14 protein-coding genes and 2 pseudogenes are annotated in these 16,674 nt (G+C 55.9%); 13 read left to right on the top strand and 3 right to left on the bottom strand.

The window, feature by feature from the left end:
• Nucleotides 1–309: 309 nt before the first annotated feature.
• The gene (locus NKG96_RS20320) at nucleotides 310–840 is read right to left on the bottom strand and encodes a hypothetical protein (protein WP_254538750.1); all 531 of its coding nucleotides are present in this window, start codon (nucleotides 838–840) and stop codon (nucleotides 310–312) included.
• Nucleotides 841–1,324: 484 nt separating this feature from the next.
• On the opposite strand from NKG96_RS20320, the gene NKG96_RS20315 reads away from it, so the two are divergent.
• The 9 genes and pseudogenes from NKG96_RS20315 (at nucleotide 1,325) to NKG96_RS20280 (ending at nucleotide 9,963) form a co-directional block, all read left to right on the top strand.
• Complete coding sequence (locus NKG96_RS20315; RefSeq protein WP_254538749.1) at nucleotides 1,325–1,717, top strand: hypothetical protein; 393 nt, start codon at nucleotides 1,325–1,327, stop codon at nucleotides 1,715–1,717.
• Between the two features lie 8 nt (nucleotides 1,718–1,725).
• Entirely contained in the window at nucleotides 1,726–2,118 is a 393-nt protein-coding gene (locus NKG96_RS20310) for a hypothetical protein (protein ID WP_254538748.1), read from the top strand.
• A gap of 177 nt (nucleotides 2,119–2,295) precedes the next feature.
• Nucleotides 2,296–3,324, top strand: a pseudogene (locus NKG96_RS20305) (Cdc6/Cdc18 family protein).
• A 24-nt stretch (nucleotides 3,325–3,348) separates the two neighbouring features.
• Nucleotides 3,349–4,473 (top strand): SMODS domain-containing nucleotidyltransferase, encoded by a 1,125-nt coding sequence (locus NKG96_RS20300; RefSeq protein ID WP_254538747.1) that lies wholly within the window; start codon nucleotides 3,349–3,351, stop codon nucleotides 4,471–4,473.
• A gap of 8 nt (nucleotides 4,474–4,481) precedes the next feature.
• Nucleotides 4,482–6,818, top strand: coding sequence for a ThiF family adenylyltransferase (locus NKG96_RS20295; protein WP_254538746.1), 2,337 nt, complete (start codon nucleotides 4,482–4,484; stop codon nucleotides 6,816–6,818).
• Nucleotides 6,815–8,062 carry an SAVED domain-containing protein gene (locus NKG96_RS20290; RefSeq protein ID WP_438267448.1) on the top strand — a complete coding sequence of 416 codons (1,248 nt, stop codon included), beginning with the start codon at nucleotides 6,815–6,817 and terminating at the stop codon, nucleotides 8,060–8,062. Before NKG96_RS20295 ends, NKG96_RS20290 begins: the two co-directional genes overlap by 4 nt.
• An 18-nt stretch (nucleotides 8,063–8,080) precedes the next feature.
• Nucleotides 8,081–8,338, top strand: a pseudogene (locus NKG96_RS20285) (AAA family ATPase); the annotation flags it as partial.
• Nucleotides 8,339–8,417: 79 nt separating this feature from the next.
• Nucleotides 8,418–8,540, top strand: a complete 123-nt coding sequence (locus NKG96_RS20955; protein WP_008528531.1) for a hypothetical protein — start codon at nucleotides 8,418–8,420, stop codon at nucleotides 8,538–8,540.
• Between the two features lie 22 nt (nucleotides 8,541–8,562).
• A complete protein-coding gene (locus NKG96_RS20280; RefSeq protein ID WP_254538745.1) occupies nucleotides 8,563–9,963 on the top strand; it encodes a hypothetical protein in 1,401 nt (466 codons plus the stop codon).
• A 188-nt stretch (nucleotides 9,964–10,151) separates the two neighbouring features.
• Here the strand turns inward: NKG96_RS20280 and NKG96_RS20275 are convergent, their stop codons facing one another.
• On the bottom strand, nucleotides 10,152–10,838 hold the full coding sequence (locus tag NKG96_RS20275; RefSeq protein WP_254538744.1) for an SOS response-associated peptidase: 687 nt from the start codon (nucleotides 10,836–10,838) through the stop codon (nucleotides 10,152–10,154).
• A gap of 32 nt (nucleotides 10,839–10,870) precedes the next feature.
• Entirely contained in the window at nucleotides 10,871–12,271 is a 1,401-nt protein-coding gene (locus NKG96_RS20270) for a hypothetical protein (RefSeq protein WP_254538743.1), read from the bottom strand.
• A gap of 181 nt (nucleotides 12,272–12,452) precedes the next feature.
• Here NKG96_RS20270 and NKG96_RS20265 point away from each other — a divergent pair, with 181 nt between their 5' ends.
• The 4 genes from NKG96_RS20265 (at nucleotide 12,453) to NKG96_RS20250 (ending at nucleotide 16,596) form a co-directional block, all read left to right on the top strand.
• Nucleotides 12,453–12,917, top strand: coding sequence for a hypothetical protein (locus tag NKG96_RS20265; RefSeq protein WP_254538742.1), 465 nt, complete (start codon nucleotides 12,453–12,455; stop codon nucleotides 12,915–12,917).
• Between the two features lie 387 nt (nucleotides 12,918–13,304).
• A complete protein-coding gene (locus NKG96_RS20260) occupies nucleotides 13,305–14,141 on the top strand; it encodes a hypothetical protein (protein WP_438267457.1) in 837 nt (278 codons plus the stop codon).
• Between the two features lie 2 nt (nucleotides 14,142–14,143).
• Nucleotides 14,144–14,443, top strand: a complete 300-nt coding sequence (locus tag NKG96_RS20255; RefSeq protein WP_254538842.1) for a DUF8156 family protein — start codon at nucleotides 14,144–14,146, stop codon at nucleotides 14,441–14,443.
• A gap of 2 nt (nucleotides 14,444–14,445) precedes the next feature.
• The gene (locus NKG96_RS20250; RefSeq protein ID WP_254538841.1) at nucleotides 14,446–16,596 is read left to right on the top strand and encodes a type B DNA-directed DNA polymerase; all 2,151 of its coding nucleotides are present in this window, start codon (nucleotides 14,446–14,448) and stop codon (nucleotides 16,594–16,596) included.
• Nucleotides 16,597–16,674 lie beyond the last annotated feature (78 nt).

The following is a 16,674-nucleotide window of genomic DNA, read 5'->3' as shown; positions in this document are numbered from 1 at the left end:
CGGGTAGTCAACCACCCTCTTAGAAAGGAGATCATAGAGATCACGAGGGAGTCGCAACGACGCTCGCGAACGTGCTATTCTTTTGAACCTATTCAATTTCGACAGTTGGCTCATCACCAGGAAGAGCATAGAGGTACAACCGAAACGTCGTATCTACTGCGATAGGCCATCAAATCGTCCCGATACTTCCCTCCACCACCTGACTGATGATGGCTCGGTCGATAAACGCCTGGAGACTATAGAGTTCCTCGATCAGTGGGCAAAGAGTTCGTTGAGAATCGCACTCGCTCGGGCTCGTAGCTCGAGAAATTAGAGTACATTCGCAATCCGCTCGGGGGATGCAACCGTGATTGATCCCTCCAGAGTACCCTGATCTTCGTGTGCTTCTACCCACTCGACGGCAGCTTCGATCTCATCTTCAGGAACGACGAGAACACGTTTGAATCCTGATGTACGGTAGTCTTGAAGCTGATCCAGTGCATGACTCCCGTTCTCGGCGATCGCCTTCATCGTCTCGACCTCAACGATCAAATTCGCGCTCGTTGAGTCAATCGAGATGAGATCGGGTTCGCCGTTGACACCGTCGATAATACCCTGGGGACTCGTCGATTCGGCTCCGGCAGGATCGATATGGGAGACGTAGAGATTCGCGTCGTCACTCGTCGACTCCTTGACTGCCGAAAACGTCTTACGGAGGGTGTCGTTGTGGTCGCTCTCCCGTCCGAACAGCCACCCACCTATTGTTGCACCGACGACTGCACCAGTGGGACCGCCAGCTGCTGCCCCAAGGGCACCGCCAATGGCCCCACCGCCGAGCTGATTCTTACTCTTATCGTCCATACATCTAGCACTTTGCTGTGGTTTCAAAAAGGCACGCTAACCAGGGTGAAAGTAAAGGTTGCAGCGGGTCTGGGTTTGGCTGGGAGAGCTATTTCGTTGAAGAGAGGATAGACTATCGAACAACTGGATTATCGGTTAAATCCTCCTCTTCCTCGTGAACCTCTAAGCGAGTTATGGAGTATGGAGTACAGTCCAACACAGCCCAGAGTCACGAGTATACCACCACCGGAAACATAGATTACAGAGGAGATCTGGGAAGCGGATCCGAAGATCGGAACGGAGGGAGGAATCAGTGATAGACCAATCCCTGCTGTAATGAGGAAGAAGCCGCTGATGAGGGCCAAAATGGCGAATACGATCCCGACCAATGCTTCGGGGAATTCCATCATTCGATCCAGTTTCAGACGGCACCAAAGAGGGTTCTGATGGCTAGCCACGGTAACTCGGCACAAAGCCTATTAAAAACGGCACACCGTACTGTACTATGACGTCAACTCATCGGAGTTACCAGTTCTTCATTAATTATCTGCAGAATAAAATTACCACCACACAGATACATTTCGAGGATCTCAAGGTCCGCGATGAGACCGTCATCCTCGAGCTAAACTATGAAGGCGATCTTGCTCCCCGAGACGAACAAAAGCAAGTCCGTGAAGTGATTCCTGAGTACTTCTTGATGGCTTGTCGGAAGGGGGTATTCGAGGATGTGAAGGGGATTATTCGCTGCTCAGAGAACTCAGACTACTTGCTGTTCGAGTTCGAGCAGGACTGGATCGAGCAGATGGAATCCCAGAAGAATCAACCGAGTTGGGAGGAACTCAAAAGTCAGATTCTGGATCAAGTTTCCCATTCATACGGAGAGGAACCGGAAATCTAAGGTCTACGATGGCTACGAGTTCGGCTGATTCGGATCCGAACCATTCGCAACCATCGATATGGGTGCGAGTCCTATTCTGGGTCTATGATCGGTTTTTTAGCGGTGGTGCTTACGAACTCATCCGAAATTGGATAATATTGGGAATCGGAGTCCTCACCCTCCTCTCAGAGTTAGCACCGGGCGTGTTCAAGACCGTCCTCCTGATGATAATCCTGCTGCCAGTTATTTTGGCGGCGTTAGTCGTGAAAGTGGTTCCAATAGCTGCATCAGCCGTTGGGTGGGGAGAGCGGCTAGGGTTGATGGCGACCGATAATCGAATCTCGCTTATTGCGCAAGCGATCCGTCTTGTTTCTGGTGGTGAAGATGTCCTCGAACATCTGATCGAATTGTTCCGCCGGTGACGAAATTCAGGAAACTCTCGGTTTCCGGAAACAGATGGACGAAGAGTTCTACGAAGTCCCGACAAATCGGTCTTAGACGCGTTCTCTCGCACCATCAACACCCTCGTGAGATTGCTTTCCGGAAACGACCCAGTCATGTATTTAAGACTTGACGCTAAATCAGCCTGTCAATACCGTATGATTCGCGATGCTCGCGTTCTCCGGACCGGATTCGTCCCACGGGAAGTGGAGCATCGCGACGCCGAGGTCAACCATCTCTCCAGCGTTCTCGAGCCCATCATGAACGGAGAACCGGCCGACACAGCCATCGTCACCGGACCCAGCGGGACGGGGAAGACCTGCATCTCGAAGTTCGTCACCGAACGACTCCGGGAAGAGGTCCTCGACGTCGAGACCACCTACGTCAACTGCTGGCGCAACTACACCCGGTTCCGCACGCTCTACCAAATCCTCGACGATCTCGGCGCGACCATCGACATCCACCGCCAGTCGACGCCCCACGACGAACTCGTCGACCGCCTCCAGCAGCATGACGGCCCGCGAACCGTCGTCATCCTCGACGAGGTCGACCAGCTCGAAGACCCCAGCGTCCTCTACGACCTCCACAGTCTCCCGTAGTTCGCGATCATCTGCATCGCGAACAAGGAAGAGGAGCTGTTCAGCCGCGTCGACGACCGCCTCGTGAGCCGGCTGCGCTCCAGTGAGCACGTCCGGATGGACAAGTACCACGACGAGCAGCTGTACGATATCCTGAGTGCGCGGGCGAAGTGGGGGCTCGACGAGGACGTCATCACCGACGACCAACTCTACCGGATTGCCGACGCGGCCGCCGGCGACGCCCGCCTCGCAATCGGCATCCTCCGAACGGCCGCCGGCAAGGCAGATCGCGAGAACCACGAGCACATCACCGACGATGTCCTCCTAGACGCTGCCGAGGATGCCCGTGCGCAGATCAAGCAGAAGAGCCTCGATTCACTCACGCCCCACCAGCGCGTCGTTTACGACATCGTCCGGGACCACGGCCCGGTCGGGCCGAGCGAGATCCACGACCACTATACGGACGAAGTCGACGACCCACGGACGAAACGGACAGTCCGGTCCTATCTCTCGAAGATGGCCCAGTACAACCTACTCGAGGCCGAGGGCACGAGCCGAGATCGAGAATACGCAATCATTGAGTCACCGCCTGCTGCAACAACCACTTAAAACATTCCAGAACATCGATACACTATGACCACACTTCCCACACTGTTCGAGACCTTCCTGTCAGACATCCGCCCGCAGGACGAACACAATGATGCCTACAAGGAGGGTCACGAAACCCTCCGCGATCACTTGCAGACTGACGACGACATCGACGAGTTCTACGTTGCAGACTTTCTACAGGGGAGCTACCGCCGGTGGACGGCACTCAGACCGCAGGAAGACGAGAAATCCGACGTTGACGTCGTCTTTGTTTCTGATCTCAGCAGTGACCTTGATACCGACGTAGCGCTGGAGAAATGCGAACCGTTCCTGAAGGAACACTATGAGGGGCAGTGGGAACCGAATGCCCACTCCTACAAGATCGAGGAAGAGAAGGTGGAGATCGATCTCGTCTTGACAGCGGCACCCAGCGAGGCAACACGTGAAGCCGTCAAATCACTGGGTTCACTGGACGTGGGAACAGCCCTGACTCCGGACAACCTTTCGACGGTGGCAGAGGCCCTCAATATCTCGGCAGATGGCGACGACGAGTGGAAGGACGAACCGCTCAAGATCCCACATCGAGATGAGAACGAGTGGGAGAATACCCATCCCCTCGCGACTATCGCCTTCACTGTAAATAAGAACGATATCACGGATGGTCACTACGTGAACGTCGTCAAGGCCATCAAATGGTGGCGGCGAACGAAGACACCTGACGTCGAAGGACCGACAAGCTATCCCCTCGAGCACATCGTTGGCCAGTGCTGTCCTGATGATATCAACAGCGTCGCCGAGGGCGTGACAAGGACGCTCGAAGAACTTACACGGAAGTTCAAGACCGAAGCAATGGCTGAGGAAACCCCTACCCTGCCTGCTCACGGTCTCCCGAGAACCTCCCAGAATGATGTCCTAAAACAAATCGACGGGAAAGATTTCGCGGCGTTCTACGATGAGACAGAGGATGCCGCAGAGCTCGCGCGGACAGCACTGGATGAGGAAGACAACGAAACATCGAGGGATTACTGGTACCAGCTCTTCGGCGAGAAATTCCCTCCATTCGGAAGTGACGACGATTCTGACGATGGAGGGGAGAAAGCCATGTCAGTAGGGTCGTCCTCACAGGTAGAGGATCCATCGGACCACCAATTCGCCGAGTCGGACAGCTAACGTAATAAATGCCTCCCCACGAAATTACAGAAGCCGTCGCAGCCATTGCCGAACGGGATGGGGTCACCGTCCTCAAAGACCCATATCGAGACGATAGCAACGGACAGTGGATTGTCAAGATCAGGCTTTCTCCAGACGACTTAGAACCCCATCCGGACGTGCCACGCGAGACAGGCTGGTATCTCCATCTACGGGATACGTACCCCGCCGGTTCAATTGGGATCTACCCTGCGGATCAAGAAGAGAACACCATTACCGCCACATTTCCCCACCAGAAGCTGAACGTTGCTGGGAGCGACGATACTCCGTGGCGAAGAGGCGATATCTGTGTTGCTCGGTATGGGCACACCCTCAGTCAAACGGGAGCCACCGGCGAACCCAGCACAAGCCGTGATCGACTCTGTTGGCATATGGACCGAGCATTGCGGTGGTTAAGTAATGCTGCGAAAGGGGAACTCCGGAAACCAGACGAACCGTTTGAAATCCCGGCCTTCGATACGAACTCGGCTTCGGCCACGACCATCGCATTCAACGAGACGCAGGAGTCGTTCTCAGATTGGAGGACGGCGTATGGACAGTGGGGGACAGTCAATCTCCGCTCGTTGCCAACTGCTGAAGAGACATACGCGACTGGTACGTTCAAAGATAGCGACGATGAAGTCGTCTATCAGCCACAATGGGGCGGATATATCGATTCGAATCCTGATGACTCTGTTTCCGGAGCGTGGGCACTGTTAGAAGAGGTGCCGATTGAACCCCCGTGGGAGGCCCCGGAGACGTGGGAACAGTTAGACGTATTTTTCGAGGGTACCGAGACCGACCCGTACGAACTACGGGCGAATATCAAGCCCGTCTTGGACGATGAGCCGGTCAAGGTCCTTCTAATTGGATTCCCCATCCCAGCAACGGTTGACGGCGACCCCGAGATCATCTATTGGCAACCAATCGAAATAAAAGAGTTCAAAGATCCGAATGACCTCTCCGGCGGATTTCGAGATACTGGAAAGGGGCCTGAGATAGCCGAACGGCGGGAAGCCAGAGAGGAACAGATTCGGTGGCTGGACTCGGACAACTGGTCGCATGAGCAGCTCACCAGACGCGGGCATATGACAGAGTGGTTTCTGGATCGCAACATCGTGCTCATCGGAGCGGGAGCGCTCGGCAGTATGGTTGCCGAGAACCTCGTTCGAGCCGGCTGTCAGCAGCTTACCATCATCGACAACGACACGTATGAGATCGGCAACGTGGCTCGCCACACACTAACAATCGATGAGGTGGGAGGAAACAAGGCGACAGCAATCGCGGACCGGCTCGAATCCATTGCACCGTACGCCCAGGTTCTTGATGTGGATAGCGCCTTTCCACCGAGCGGTGAGTTGCCGGAGCCAATTAGAGAAGCGGAGGTAGTAATTGACTGTACCGCGTCACGGGGAGTTCGTCGCGCTCTGGATGCGATTAGATGGAATCACCCGGTCGTGTTTTGCTCCGCTGCGATGGGTCGGCGAGCGAACCGGTTGTTCTGCTTCACAGCTTACTCACATACCTTTCCGTACAGCGATTACAACGAAGCGTTCGATCCATGGCGGTTGCAAGAACAGATCGAATGGGACGAAGACGAGGATGCCATCCCCGAACGAGTGGGCTGCTGGCACCCAGCATCAGTTATCCGAACGGACCGGGTGATGACGTGGGCTGGGACAGTGACACGGCTTCTTGATCAGGCGACGGCATTGAGTCTGCGCGAGAATCACTTCACCGTACTCGAGACCGGTAGTGACGACGAGCTGCCGACTATTTCACAGGCCACACCTCCCTTCCAGGACGGAACAATATGGCGAGCGCCGGAATCGCCAATCACCGTACAGATTCCGGCCACGTGTCTTGAAGCGATGTATGATCGCTGCCGAAAGGAACATCCATGTGAAACGGGCGGTATTCTGGCTGGTACCGACCGTCTCGATGGACCAGCACTGGTGGTTAATGCCCGAGACCCACCGCGGGACTCCATTCAAGAACCAACTCGATTCCTCCGAGGAACCGACAAAGTCGAGGAGTGGCTCAAAGATGCCAGGGAGAGCATCGGTATCGACTATCTCGGTGAATGGCACTACCATCCCGGCGCTTCACCCGATATCAGTCGGGACGATCGAACTGCGATGAATGAAATCGCCAACGACGACGGCTACGACTGTCCGCATCCGCTACTCTTCATCGTTGGTCAGGACGAAGAGGGTCAGTTCTCGATTAACGCCTATCTATTCCACGATAGTAAGGAATACGAGCAGTTAGAACGGATTGACAACCCAGATGCTGTTTCAACTCTCAACGTCGGTGACGACATATGACTGATCCAACTGGCCGTGTATTTCTCAGCTATAAGCACGAACAGACGGACGTCGCCAACTTCTTGCAAACGGAACTGGAGCGACACGGGGTGCCGATTTGGCGGGATATCTTCGATTTGAAGCCGGAGCCACTCAGAGATGAAATCATCGACCAGTTGGAGAACCCGGAAACAGCCAGTGGTATTGCGCTCGTCAGTGAGGGCGTAGCCGACTCTGACATCATTCTCAACGACGAGTTGCCGGGGTTCAATAATCGGTGGGATAGGGATGACGAGTTTTTTGTGGTCGTTGTGCCATGTCCCGATATCAGCGTTGGAGAAGCCAAATCGATACTCAACGAGGCACCGATCCTCCACGACTTTTCCGCTTGGAAAATGCTCCCCCTAGAGGCGGCCACGTCTGACAAAGCTACAGATATCGTCCAGGCCGTCTTATCAGAGCGGATCGAGCGGATAGATGGGTATGTACCGGACGGTGAGCCTCTCGAATGCTCACTTGACACCTACGAATCGCCGGCTCACGACATCGATCCAGCGATTGCTATTGACTGGTCAAGATCTTTCGAACATGGTCCACCATCCCAAGAAGTATGGAACCAACGTCTACTCCCGGCGTTAACCACGGTAACGGACTGTCTCATTCAAAACGCATCGGGCCGCCACCTCCGCTTCCGTGGCCGAACGCATCTCCCCGCTGCTTTCGCGGCCGGTTACTGTCTTCCAACCACACGTCGTATCCAAGCAACGTGGATGCAACCCACCGGCCCTGCCGGGATGACAGAATGGAAACTCGATATCAACGAAGAGGAAAGCGGGTTAGAAGGAGATCTCCAGCGACAACCGAATCACGGATCGGAGCTGGCGGTGCTCGTCAACATCGCTGCCGATGTGCAACCGGAGATAGACCAGATGCATAACGACCTTCCGGATTTCAACGGTATTCTCAGATTGACACCGGAAGATGGGCCTGATGTGGAACTGTCCCCGCCACAGGCAACCCATGCTGCAGATGTTTTCCGAACCAAGGTACGAGACGCGGTCAAAGAACTGCCAAAAACATCGACCATTCATCTCTTCATAGCTGGCCCGATAGGGCTCGCCTTTCTCTTCGGGCGAAAATCAAACACACTCAGACCGATCCAGACCTACCTCTATAGCAAAGACGAGGGTAGATACTATCCCGCTGGTCGATTACAGAATCAGTCACTTTCAGACAGCTCAGACACCGTCTCAGAAGATCAATAGCAAATCCGTGCCCATTGCCAGACGAGCATCGACTCGATTACGCCGCACCAGCTCGACGTCTACGACATCGTTCGCGAGCACGGGCCGGTCGGGTCGAGCGAGATCCACGAGCGCTATTCTGAGGCAGTCGATTATCCACGGACCAAGCAATCCTTTCGGGTATATCTGTCAAAGATGACTCAATACCACCTCCTCGAAGCAGACGGTTCCAGCCGAGATCGGGAATACACAGCCGTCAACCAACCATCTCCCACACTCGCTGAGCAGGGTGATTAAAGAGCTAATAGGTCGTGTTTTGTGGATCGAGAGAATGTACCCCCGTGATTTATTACTGCAGGAGCGATTATGTCTTACTATGAGCGCAAAGGGCCAGCTCCGTCGGTTCGAGAACAGGGCGCAGTTGCTGCGCCATATCTCTGAGGAGACCGGCACGGACATCGACACGCTTTGGGACGAGTACGAAGCCCAGGTCGAATAGACCCCTTTGCAGTTTTTGACGCGTGGGCGACGAAACTGATCTCAACTTATCGTTCGCAATAGACGCAGAGACAGTCTCTCTGAGCCCAATCGGGGAATATCAGGTTCTCGATTTGGAAGGGCCGGTGGTCATCGTTGGAGATGCGTCGTACCGCGTTGTTCCGGTCGGTGAAGAATCAGACCCGTCAGAAGATGTCCGGGAACTTAGCGTCGGCGAGATACGTGCTGCACTCAGCGAGCTCGCTGATAACGACGACTTTCAGTCAATCGTAGACAATTGTCCGACGAATACGCCGCTGGTCTACGACGACATCGATTATTTGACTCGCCATCTCCCCACAACTTCGCTCCAGAAGTGCCAGAAGCTGAGTGAGAGCACCCCTTTCGAGAAGGAATTACTCCTCCAAGTTGCCTACGTAGAACGCCAAAACTCTCTCATCGGGCACTCAGACAACGTCCTCGAGTATTATCTCGAACAGCGTGCTGAAATCGCTGAAAAACTCCGGTCCACCGACGAGATCGACAGCGACGTTGAGCGGTCATTCTTTTCGTATCTCCTCCTCGCCTCGGCACTCATCGAAGAGTTGACGACAGAGACAGTTCTCAACGAACTCTTTCGCGAGGAAGCCCGTCTCGACAGTATCACAGAGCACGTCCGGAGTATGGGGCACGCTAAGCGATTAGAGAAACTCTGTGATATCCAAATACTGACCGGGGGTGACCACGGATCGCTTGTCGAGGTCAAAGAACGTAGAAACAACCTCGTCCACGACGCGCAGAAACGTGCAGGCCTCGACGAACTCGAATCGCGTCGCGAAGTCGCACAGATCCTCGAACAGACTGATCGATGTGCGTCCGTCCTACTGACGATCTCGGGAAAGAACATCGAGTCAGTCATCGCGAAGCGGGGGTATGAGTCCTATATCGAACACGCTCAATCTGAGGCAGTAGCCGACACAATCACGACCTGGGAACAGGAGAATCCAGAGCGCCTATCGAGACTTCACGACTGTGAAAGAGCAACCCTCGAAGAGATTCGCTGGGATACCGAAGAGAATGACCCTAGGAACAACATCACGGAGGGATTCACGTTTGATGGATTTGATGACGAAGAGCTGTATGAGATACTGATGGAGTTTGTCGGTGATGCCTCACAGGCGTTCCTCGACCGGATTGATGCCGATGCGAACGAGAGCAATCTCGATCGCTTCGATTTCGCAGTGATGGTGCTGCTCTGTGCTGGTCACAATTACGAGGAGATTGCCCGGTGGCTGGATACCGACGAAAAGTACGTCCAGCGGAAGGAGAACGTGATAGCCTGGAGAGCTTCACAGTTCGAGAAGGATCTGGTTGAGAAGATCCCCCGCCCAGAAGGCCCAACATGGCCATCGGACACGGAATCAGATGATCAGGATGGGTGCTAGCCCGATAACAGACGGGCCATCGTCGTATAGTACGTGATACCCCTCAGCGGAAGACACAATTGGATGAGACCGAGCGTGAGCATCTCGAAAACCGCCTCACGGCAGAAGGCACCATCCGGGATCGAGAGTACCCACTCGCCGATTCAGCTGCTGGGTCGCCGATGCAATGACCGTGACGCCGTCACCAATCAGGCACTGAACTCGCCGAGGCCCGATTGCTCGTGGTTCAGCGGCTCGATGACCTGGGGATCGTCGTTGCCGGGGTTGTTGACTCGCGTCGAGATCTCGTAGGCGTCCAAATCATCGTTCGGGTACGGCTGGCACAGGTCCTTGCGGGTGTCCGGATCTGCGGCGAGCCAGTCGGACTCCGCGTCCTGCGGGAGGACGACCGGCATCCGGTCGTGGATTGAGTTCATCAGGTCGTTCGGCTCCGTCGTAAGAATCGTGATGCACGAGATCGTCTCGTCGTCACCCTCCCAGACGTCCCAGAGGCCGGCCATCGCAAACGCGGGGTCGTCCTCGCGGTGAATCCGATAGGGATGTTTCGACCCGCGGTTTGGCGATTTCCATTCGTAGAACCCTGACGAGAGGACCAGACAGGGACGAGATTCCCACGCCCGCTTGAACGCGCTCTTCTCGTCGGCAGTCTCGGAGCGAGCGTTGATGATGCCCTCCTCGGGCTCGTCCGCCCAGAACGGAATCAACCCCCAGTGGTAGGCGTCGATCTCGTCTGAAGCCTCGTTCGTGATGATGTAGAGGTCCTCGCCAGGCGCGATGTTGTATCGGGGTGTGTACCCGCCGTCTGCGACGACTTCGGCGTCGAAGCGAGCCTCGAGGTCGCCTTGATCGACGAAGAGAGAATTGCGTCCGCACATAGTGGCTAACAGATTTCAATAGTTGTAAATATCTATCTGAACTGTTGTTCCTGGTTATAGGTATCCCACTCCCTCAAGACGTTGTTAGCGTCACCGCTCTTTTCGGCCTGTCGTTTAATCTCTTGAAGATTTGGCCCTGTGAGCAGTTCAACGTCGTCTGGTAAGCCCACAGAGGATACAGATTCTGTGGGGGTGATACAGACGGGTATGACCATTGGATCAAGTAGATCTATTTCATCGAACCGATCTTCTATTTCGTGAGCAGAAGCCAGTGCGTCGTTGACTTTCGTTTTGACTTTGTCGTCACTGTCGGCTAAGGTGCATTCACCGACTAATAGGACGCCCTCTTCTGGAAAGTACGCTAAGAGATCTGGTAGAGATCCTTTGTTAGTAAAGTGGTCAAACCAGTCGGGTGAAAAGGCGAGGAATCCTGCCAAACTGAACAACGTGATTACAGCGGCCTCGAAGTCATCAGCGAACGATACTTTGTCAAGTGTTTGCTTGTCCGGTGTGACCAAGATTTGATCGAAGAAGTTGGAGAGTTCTTCATCCGTTAATCCGAGAACTGTTTCGAGAGCTATCACAGGGACAGAAGAGGATAACCGGCTGCTTTCCTGGATCTGATCGAACATAGAATGAAAGATGCTGGTGTAGACATCGGATGGATTCCCCTCGATCTCCCAGTTAATACTGAATTGGTGGAAGCACTCGTCGAGAGACTGAGGTTCAGCAGGTTTGTGCCTTGCCCGGTCGATTATTTCCCGGTCTTTCTTCGCCCAGGTACTCACCACAGGATCAGTAATTGATTCGTGGGCCTGTATCCTGAGTTCGAGATCCCCTGATTCGGTTATCTCGTGTTTTGCCATTTTTACGTAGAGTGGAGCAAAGAACTGGGTCTGAGGACTGGTCCATCGGTAGGAGGTATGACCCAAGTGTCCCCGACACAGGTCATCGACATCGTAGTAGGGAGGATCCAGCTGTCTCAGCTTTTCTTGAAACTCGTTCCTGTCTGGTAGTGGCTCCTCGGTATCGGATTGGACAAGGATTCCATAGGCGTCGTCGGCCCGGTCGTAGTCCCAATAATTTGCTCGGTGAATATTCTCCTTCCAGTACTCCTCACCGTCTTCATCTACTGATAGGCCAGGGAAGACTACTGGTTCATCAAAGCCGGAGTATTCGCCTCCGAACATCTCCGGTAACAGAGTCCATAGCTCATCAAACGAAACAACATCTCGGAAATATGCGGCTGGCCCCAGTACTTCCGTTGTGGAAATAGAGAGTTGATCTGGTTTCTCAGGGCGGAGTTGAGCATCGGTATGCAGGTTGTACCACTTCGAGTCTTGCTCTACCGCTATGGTTCGGAGATCGGCTGATTCATAGAATTGAGACCGCCTCTCAACGACATCTCGGAAGTTCTCGATATCGCGTGCCATATCCTTTGTTTAGACTCTGCCCTGGTATATATTCGCAGAGCCGAGTTCAGGGCTGGACTCTTGGAAGTCGCTGGTGAGCTCCGGTTTAGCTTCATTCAAGAAGAGATGGCTGGTTTGAGCAGGGATTCTGCGTTGAACAGTTAGAGGTATTCTTTTGTCAATGGGTTTAGAAGGGGGCGGTATGCCATCGGTGTCCGAGCTAAGACGGATGATCTATGAATCCCAGACCAGCGACTGGAAATTCATTGATGCACCACCCGAGTACGTTTACAAACCCGAGCCGGATCTTCGTCTTGAGGAGAAAGACTACGGGGAAGATGTACGGCTTCACAATGAGAATAGTTTCTACGAACCCTGGTTAGACAACTTCCATCACGAGCAGGACGTATTCCAACGCCGGTTCTGGCTATATTGGGGTTCCTCAAGGATAGACTACGTCGATGTTCTCTGGATTGATGAAGGGCGTTGCGAACTCCCTCTTCCGGTTAGAACACCTTCGGAGTCTCCTCCGGAAGGGCCCGAGGATTACGAGGAGATCTATATCAGTAGTTTTGATGCAGCGGTTGGTAGGGCGATGAGCGGCGGAGATTTCGACCACTATCTGAACGTCGGGAATATCGAAATCCGAGACGAAAACGGGGTCTAGCCCTTTTGTAGCCCCTCTTTAGTGGGTATTACGTCATGTTCGTCAGGTAAGTTGATGCCGACGAGAATACGGCGTATTTTCCTAATCAACCAACATCCAGTCTGTGTTCTGAGACTGTGTTGTTAATTAGAGAGACATAAGAGTTCATGAACCGACCTCGGAAACCCGTTGTCGCCAGTTCTGAACCTATGACAGCACTGCCTTCCGCGAATGCGATGGTAATCCCGGAAACGCGGAAACGACACGCCGCGGCTTATCGGGAATGTGGACAACTAGTCGAGTATGAGAGAACACTCAACATCGAATCGACTGGCGGTGGACCAGCCGACACGGGGGGCTGACCGCAATCGATCCCTTGCTGACCAGGCCGCTCCGGCTACGGACGAGATGCTGCTGCCGCAGCTCGACGACGGCACCACGCTGCTCGACATCAAGGGGAGCCGCGGCGTCCCGATCCTGCAGTCGCTCGTGCTCGATCATCTCCTTCTGCACGACGGGCCCGCCTTCTGGGTCGACGCAAAAGGACACGCGACGACGACGACACTCGCCCAGATCGCGCCCAGCCAACGGTTGCTCGATCGAATCCATGTCGCACGCGGATTTACCGCCTACCAGCACTACGGCGCCGTCTGTGATCTCCCGTCAGCGGTGAATAAGTCGATCCAGACGTCCACCGTCGATTCCGGGGCGGCCGGTCGAGGGGCGCCAGGTCGTGACGAGGACACGTCACCCCACACGCCCGCCCTCATCGTCGCCCCGGCCGTCGACGCCCAGTACTGCGCCGACGATACCCTCGGCGAGACTCACGCGACAACCCTCCAAGCCCGCACCCTCGCCCGGTTAACGACCTACGCCGAGGGATACGACATCCCGGTGCTTGTTACGCGAAACGAACGAAACGAATTCACCGAGCCAATTGCGACGGTCGCTGACCACCACCTGGAGTGCGAGCAGACTCGGATGGGCCCACGGGTCGTCGGCGAGAACTTCGAGACGCTCGTCTATCCCGTCGACGACGGCGCGTACTACCAGACGACGTTCGCGTACTGGCGGCAGCTGCTCGCGGCACGCGCAACGCAGGTCGGCGTGGAGCCGAGGACGCTGGCGCCGTCGACGCCGACCCCGGAGGGCGTCGGGACGGGTGTCACAGCTGACGGTGAGACGGTGGCGGCCACCGCGGACCCCTTGCTCGACGCGTGGACGGCGACCGGCGGGGGGCGATAGCGATGGGGCGTATGAATCCAACCTACCGAGATGCGCTGCGAGCCATCGAAGAGCGCTGGACGGACTTCCGGCGTGCGCTCCGGCGTCGCGACCAACCCCGGTTCGATCAACTGTTTACCTACACTCGCGAGCACGCCGACGCGAGCGGGCTGTTGAACCACCAGAACCCGCTGCTGCCGGCGCTCCTCAGCATCGATCTCGAACAGGAGGCACGGCTTGACAGCCACCAAGACCGCCTTGACGACCTCGAAGCCGCGCTCGAAACAGAGGATGGTCGGGAGATCAAAGAAGGCGACGAGTAGTCATCCCGTTCGCAATCGACTACCTCGACGATGGCCGGGTCCTCGAATGGGAGGCGACGGCTGACGGCGCCGTCGCGACCGAACGCGAGGACTATACGCCGCGTTTCTACGTCGCCCCCCGGGCCCCCGATGCCGAAATCGATCTCACGCGACTCCGCACCGTGTACGACCGGCACCCGGACGTCGTCGCGACTGATATCGTCGCCCGGCGGCCCGGCTTCCGTCGCGACGACGAGGACGTCCTCGCCGTCGATGTCGCCCACATCGACCGGGTCACACCGCTTGCTCGGCAGGCACGCCAACTGTCCGACTACCCCGTGGGAGATCTCGCCTGCTTCAACGTCGATCTCTCACGAGAGTTCCGATACTGCTTGGAGAACAATGTGGATCCGACGCCGACGAGCAACCTTTCGACACTCCGACTCGACGTCCCGATCACCGAGACGACCGGCGATACGTACGCGAAACTAGCCGTCGCCGGCGAGAGGATTACAGGCCCGCCAGCAGACATCCTGTCGGTAGTCCAGGCAACACTCGACGAACTCGACCCTGACGTCCTCATCTGTTCGACGAGCGAGATCATTCCGACTCTGTACGAGATGGCTGCCAGCACCGACGTCGACGAGTTCTCGCTGAGCCGGTGGGCCGATGTTGACTACCAACAACTCGCGAATCGATCGACCTACGCGAGCTACGGCCGCGTCGGGCATTCCCCGGCGCGATACAACGTACCCGGGCGAGCGATCATCGACCGGTCGAACACGTTCTTTTTCGGCGAGACCAACATCGACGGCGTCCTCGACCTCGTCTCGCGGTCACGCAAGCCAATTCAGGAGACAGCCTGGGCCTCGATCGGCAACGTTCTGACCGCCATCCAGATTTGTGAAGCCCACAAGCGGAGGGTCTTGGTGCCGTGGCACTCCTGGCGGCACGAGAAATACAAACCGATAGGGGTGCTTCACGACGCTGATCGTGGCGGGTTCATCTTCGCGCCAGAGGTCGGACTCCACGAGGATGTCCACGAGCTCGATTTCTCCTCGTTGTATCCGAACATCATCTGTACGCGGAACGTCTCGCCCGACGTGATTCGGTGTGAGTGCCATCGCGGCCGCGACGACGTCCCCGGTCTCAGCTACGCGATCTGTGACGAGCGGGGCTACCTCGTCGACGTCCTTCAGCCAATCATCGATGCTCGCGACGAGATTAAAGCTGCCATCCGTCGCGAGAACCAGCGGGACGACCCTGACGACTACCGATTGGCGGAACTCAAGGGGCGGTCGGAAGCGCTGAAGTGGATTCTCGTCGCCTGTTTCGGGTATCAGGGATTTAACAATGCGAAGTTCGGACGGATTGAGTGCCACGAAGCGATCAACGCGTTCGCTCGCGAGATTCTGTTGACGGCGAAACAGCGGCTGGAAGCCGGCGGCTGGCGCGTCGTCCACGGCATCGTCGACTCCATCTGGGTGACGCCGGATCCCGATGTCGACGACGATGACCGCGAAGACCTCCAGACACTCACGACGGAGATAACGGAACGCGTCGAGATTCGGTTCGAACACGAAGCCCACTACGACTGGGTGGCGTTCGTGCCGCAGCGCGAGAGCGACGCCGGCGCGTTGACCAAGTACTTCGGGAAGGTCGCTGGCGAAGACGAATTCAAAATCAGAGGCATCGAAGCCCGGCAACGCTCGACTCCGCCGTTCATCGAGAACGTTCAACGGGACTGTCTCGACCGACTCGATGCCACGCGGTCCCCAGACGCGGTACTCGGACGTCTCGAACGAGCAATCAAGGAACTGCACTCGGGTACTGTTGCAGTGGAGCGGCTCGTCGAACGGAATCGTGTCTCCAAGCCGTTGGAAGGTTATACGCAGAATACTCAGAACGTGGCGGCCTTGAAACGGGCTCGTAACCAAGACCTCGCTGTCCACCCGGGGCAGGATATCGAGTATGTGGTCGTCGACGACGAGAAGTCCTCGCGAGAACGGGTCGCGTTGGCCCACAAAGAGATCGAGATCTACGACGCCTCGTACTACGAGACGGAGCTGATCCGAGCTGTCGAGAGCATACTGGCTCCCCTTGACTGGGGTCGGAACGACATCCGACGAGAGCTCAAGGGAACACGTGTAGTCGGTATCACGGACTGGACCTGACGAACCCCCTCCCCCCTTTTTCGAGTTGTAAACTCGTGACGACGGGGAGGGGTGAACAGCAAGAGGGACTGCAAAACA

Origin of the sequence: Halomarina litorea, from assembly GCF_024227715.1 — an archaeon.
GTDB lineage: Archaea > Halobacteriota > Halobacteria > Halobacteriales > Haloarculaceae > Halomarina > Halomarina litorea.
This window is presented reverse-complemented; position numbering and strand designations above follow the sequence as displayed.

Excerpts from the sequence above, each read along its gene's own strand:
- NKG96_RS20310 (WP_254538748.1), top strand. The coding sequence starts at position 1,726 with ATGGCTACGAGTTCGGCTGATTCGGATCCGAACCATTCGCAACCATCG.
- NKG96_RS20255 (WP_254538842.1), top strand. The coding sequence starts at position 14,144 with ATGGGGCGTATGAATCCAACCTACCGAGATGCGCTGCGAGCCATCGAA.
- NKG96_RS20315 (WP_254538749.1), top strand. The coding sequence starts at position 1,325 with ATGACGTCAACTCATCGGAGTTACCAGTTCTTCATTAATTATCTGCAG.
- NKG96_RS20260 (WP_438267457.1), top strand. The coding sequence starts at position 13,305 with ATGCTGCTGCCGCAGCTCGACGACGGCACCACGCTGCTCGACATCAAG.
- NKG96_RS20320 (WP_254538750.1), bottom strand. The coding sequence starts at position 840 with ATGGACGATAAGAGTAAGAATCAGCTCGGCGGTGGGGCCATTGGCGGT.
- NKG96_RS20295 (WP_254538746.1), top strand. The coding sequence starts at position 4,482 with ATGCCTCCCCACGAAATTACAGAAGCCGTCGCAGCCATTGCCGAACGG.
- NKG96_RS20275 (WP_254538744.1), bottom strand. The coding sequence starts at position 10,838 with ATGTGCGGACGCAATTCTCTCTTCGTCGATCAAGGCGACCTCGAGGCT.
- NKG96_RS20300 (WP_254538747.1), top strand. The coding sequence starts at position 3,349 with ATGACCACACTTCCCACACTGTTCGAGACCTTCCTGTCAGACATCCGC.
- NKG96_RS20955 (WP_008528531.1), top strand. The coding sequence starts at position 8,418 with ATGAGCGCAAAGGGCCAGCTCCGTCGGTTCGAGAACAGGGCGCAGTTG.
- NKG96_RS20290 (WP_438267448.1), top strand. The coding sequence starts at position 6,815 with ATGACTGATCCAACTGGCCGTGTATTTCTCAGCTATAAGCACGAACAG.
- NKG96_RS20265 (WP_254538742.1), top strand. The coding sequence starts at position 12,453 with ATGCCATCGGTGTCCGAGCTAAGACGGATGATCTATGAATCCCAGACC.
- NKG96_RS20270 (WP_254538743.1), bottom strand. The coding sequence starts at position 12,271 with ATGGCACGCGATATCGAGAACTTCCGAGATGTCGTTGAGAGGCGGTCT.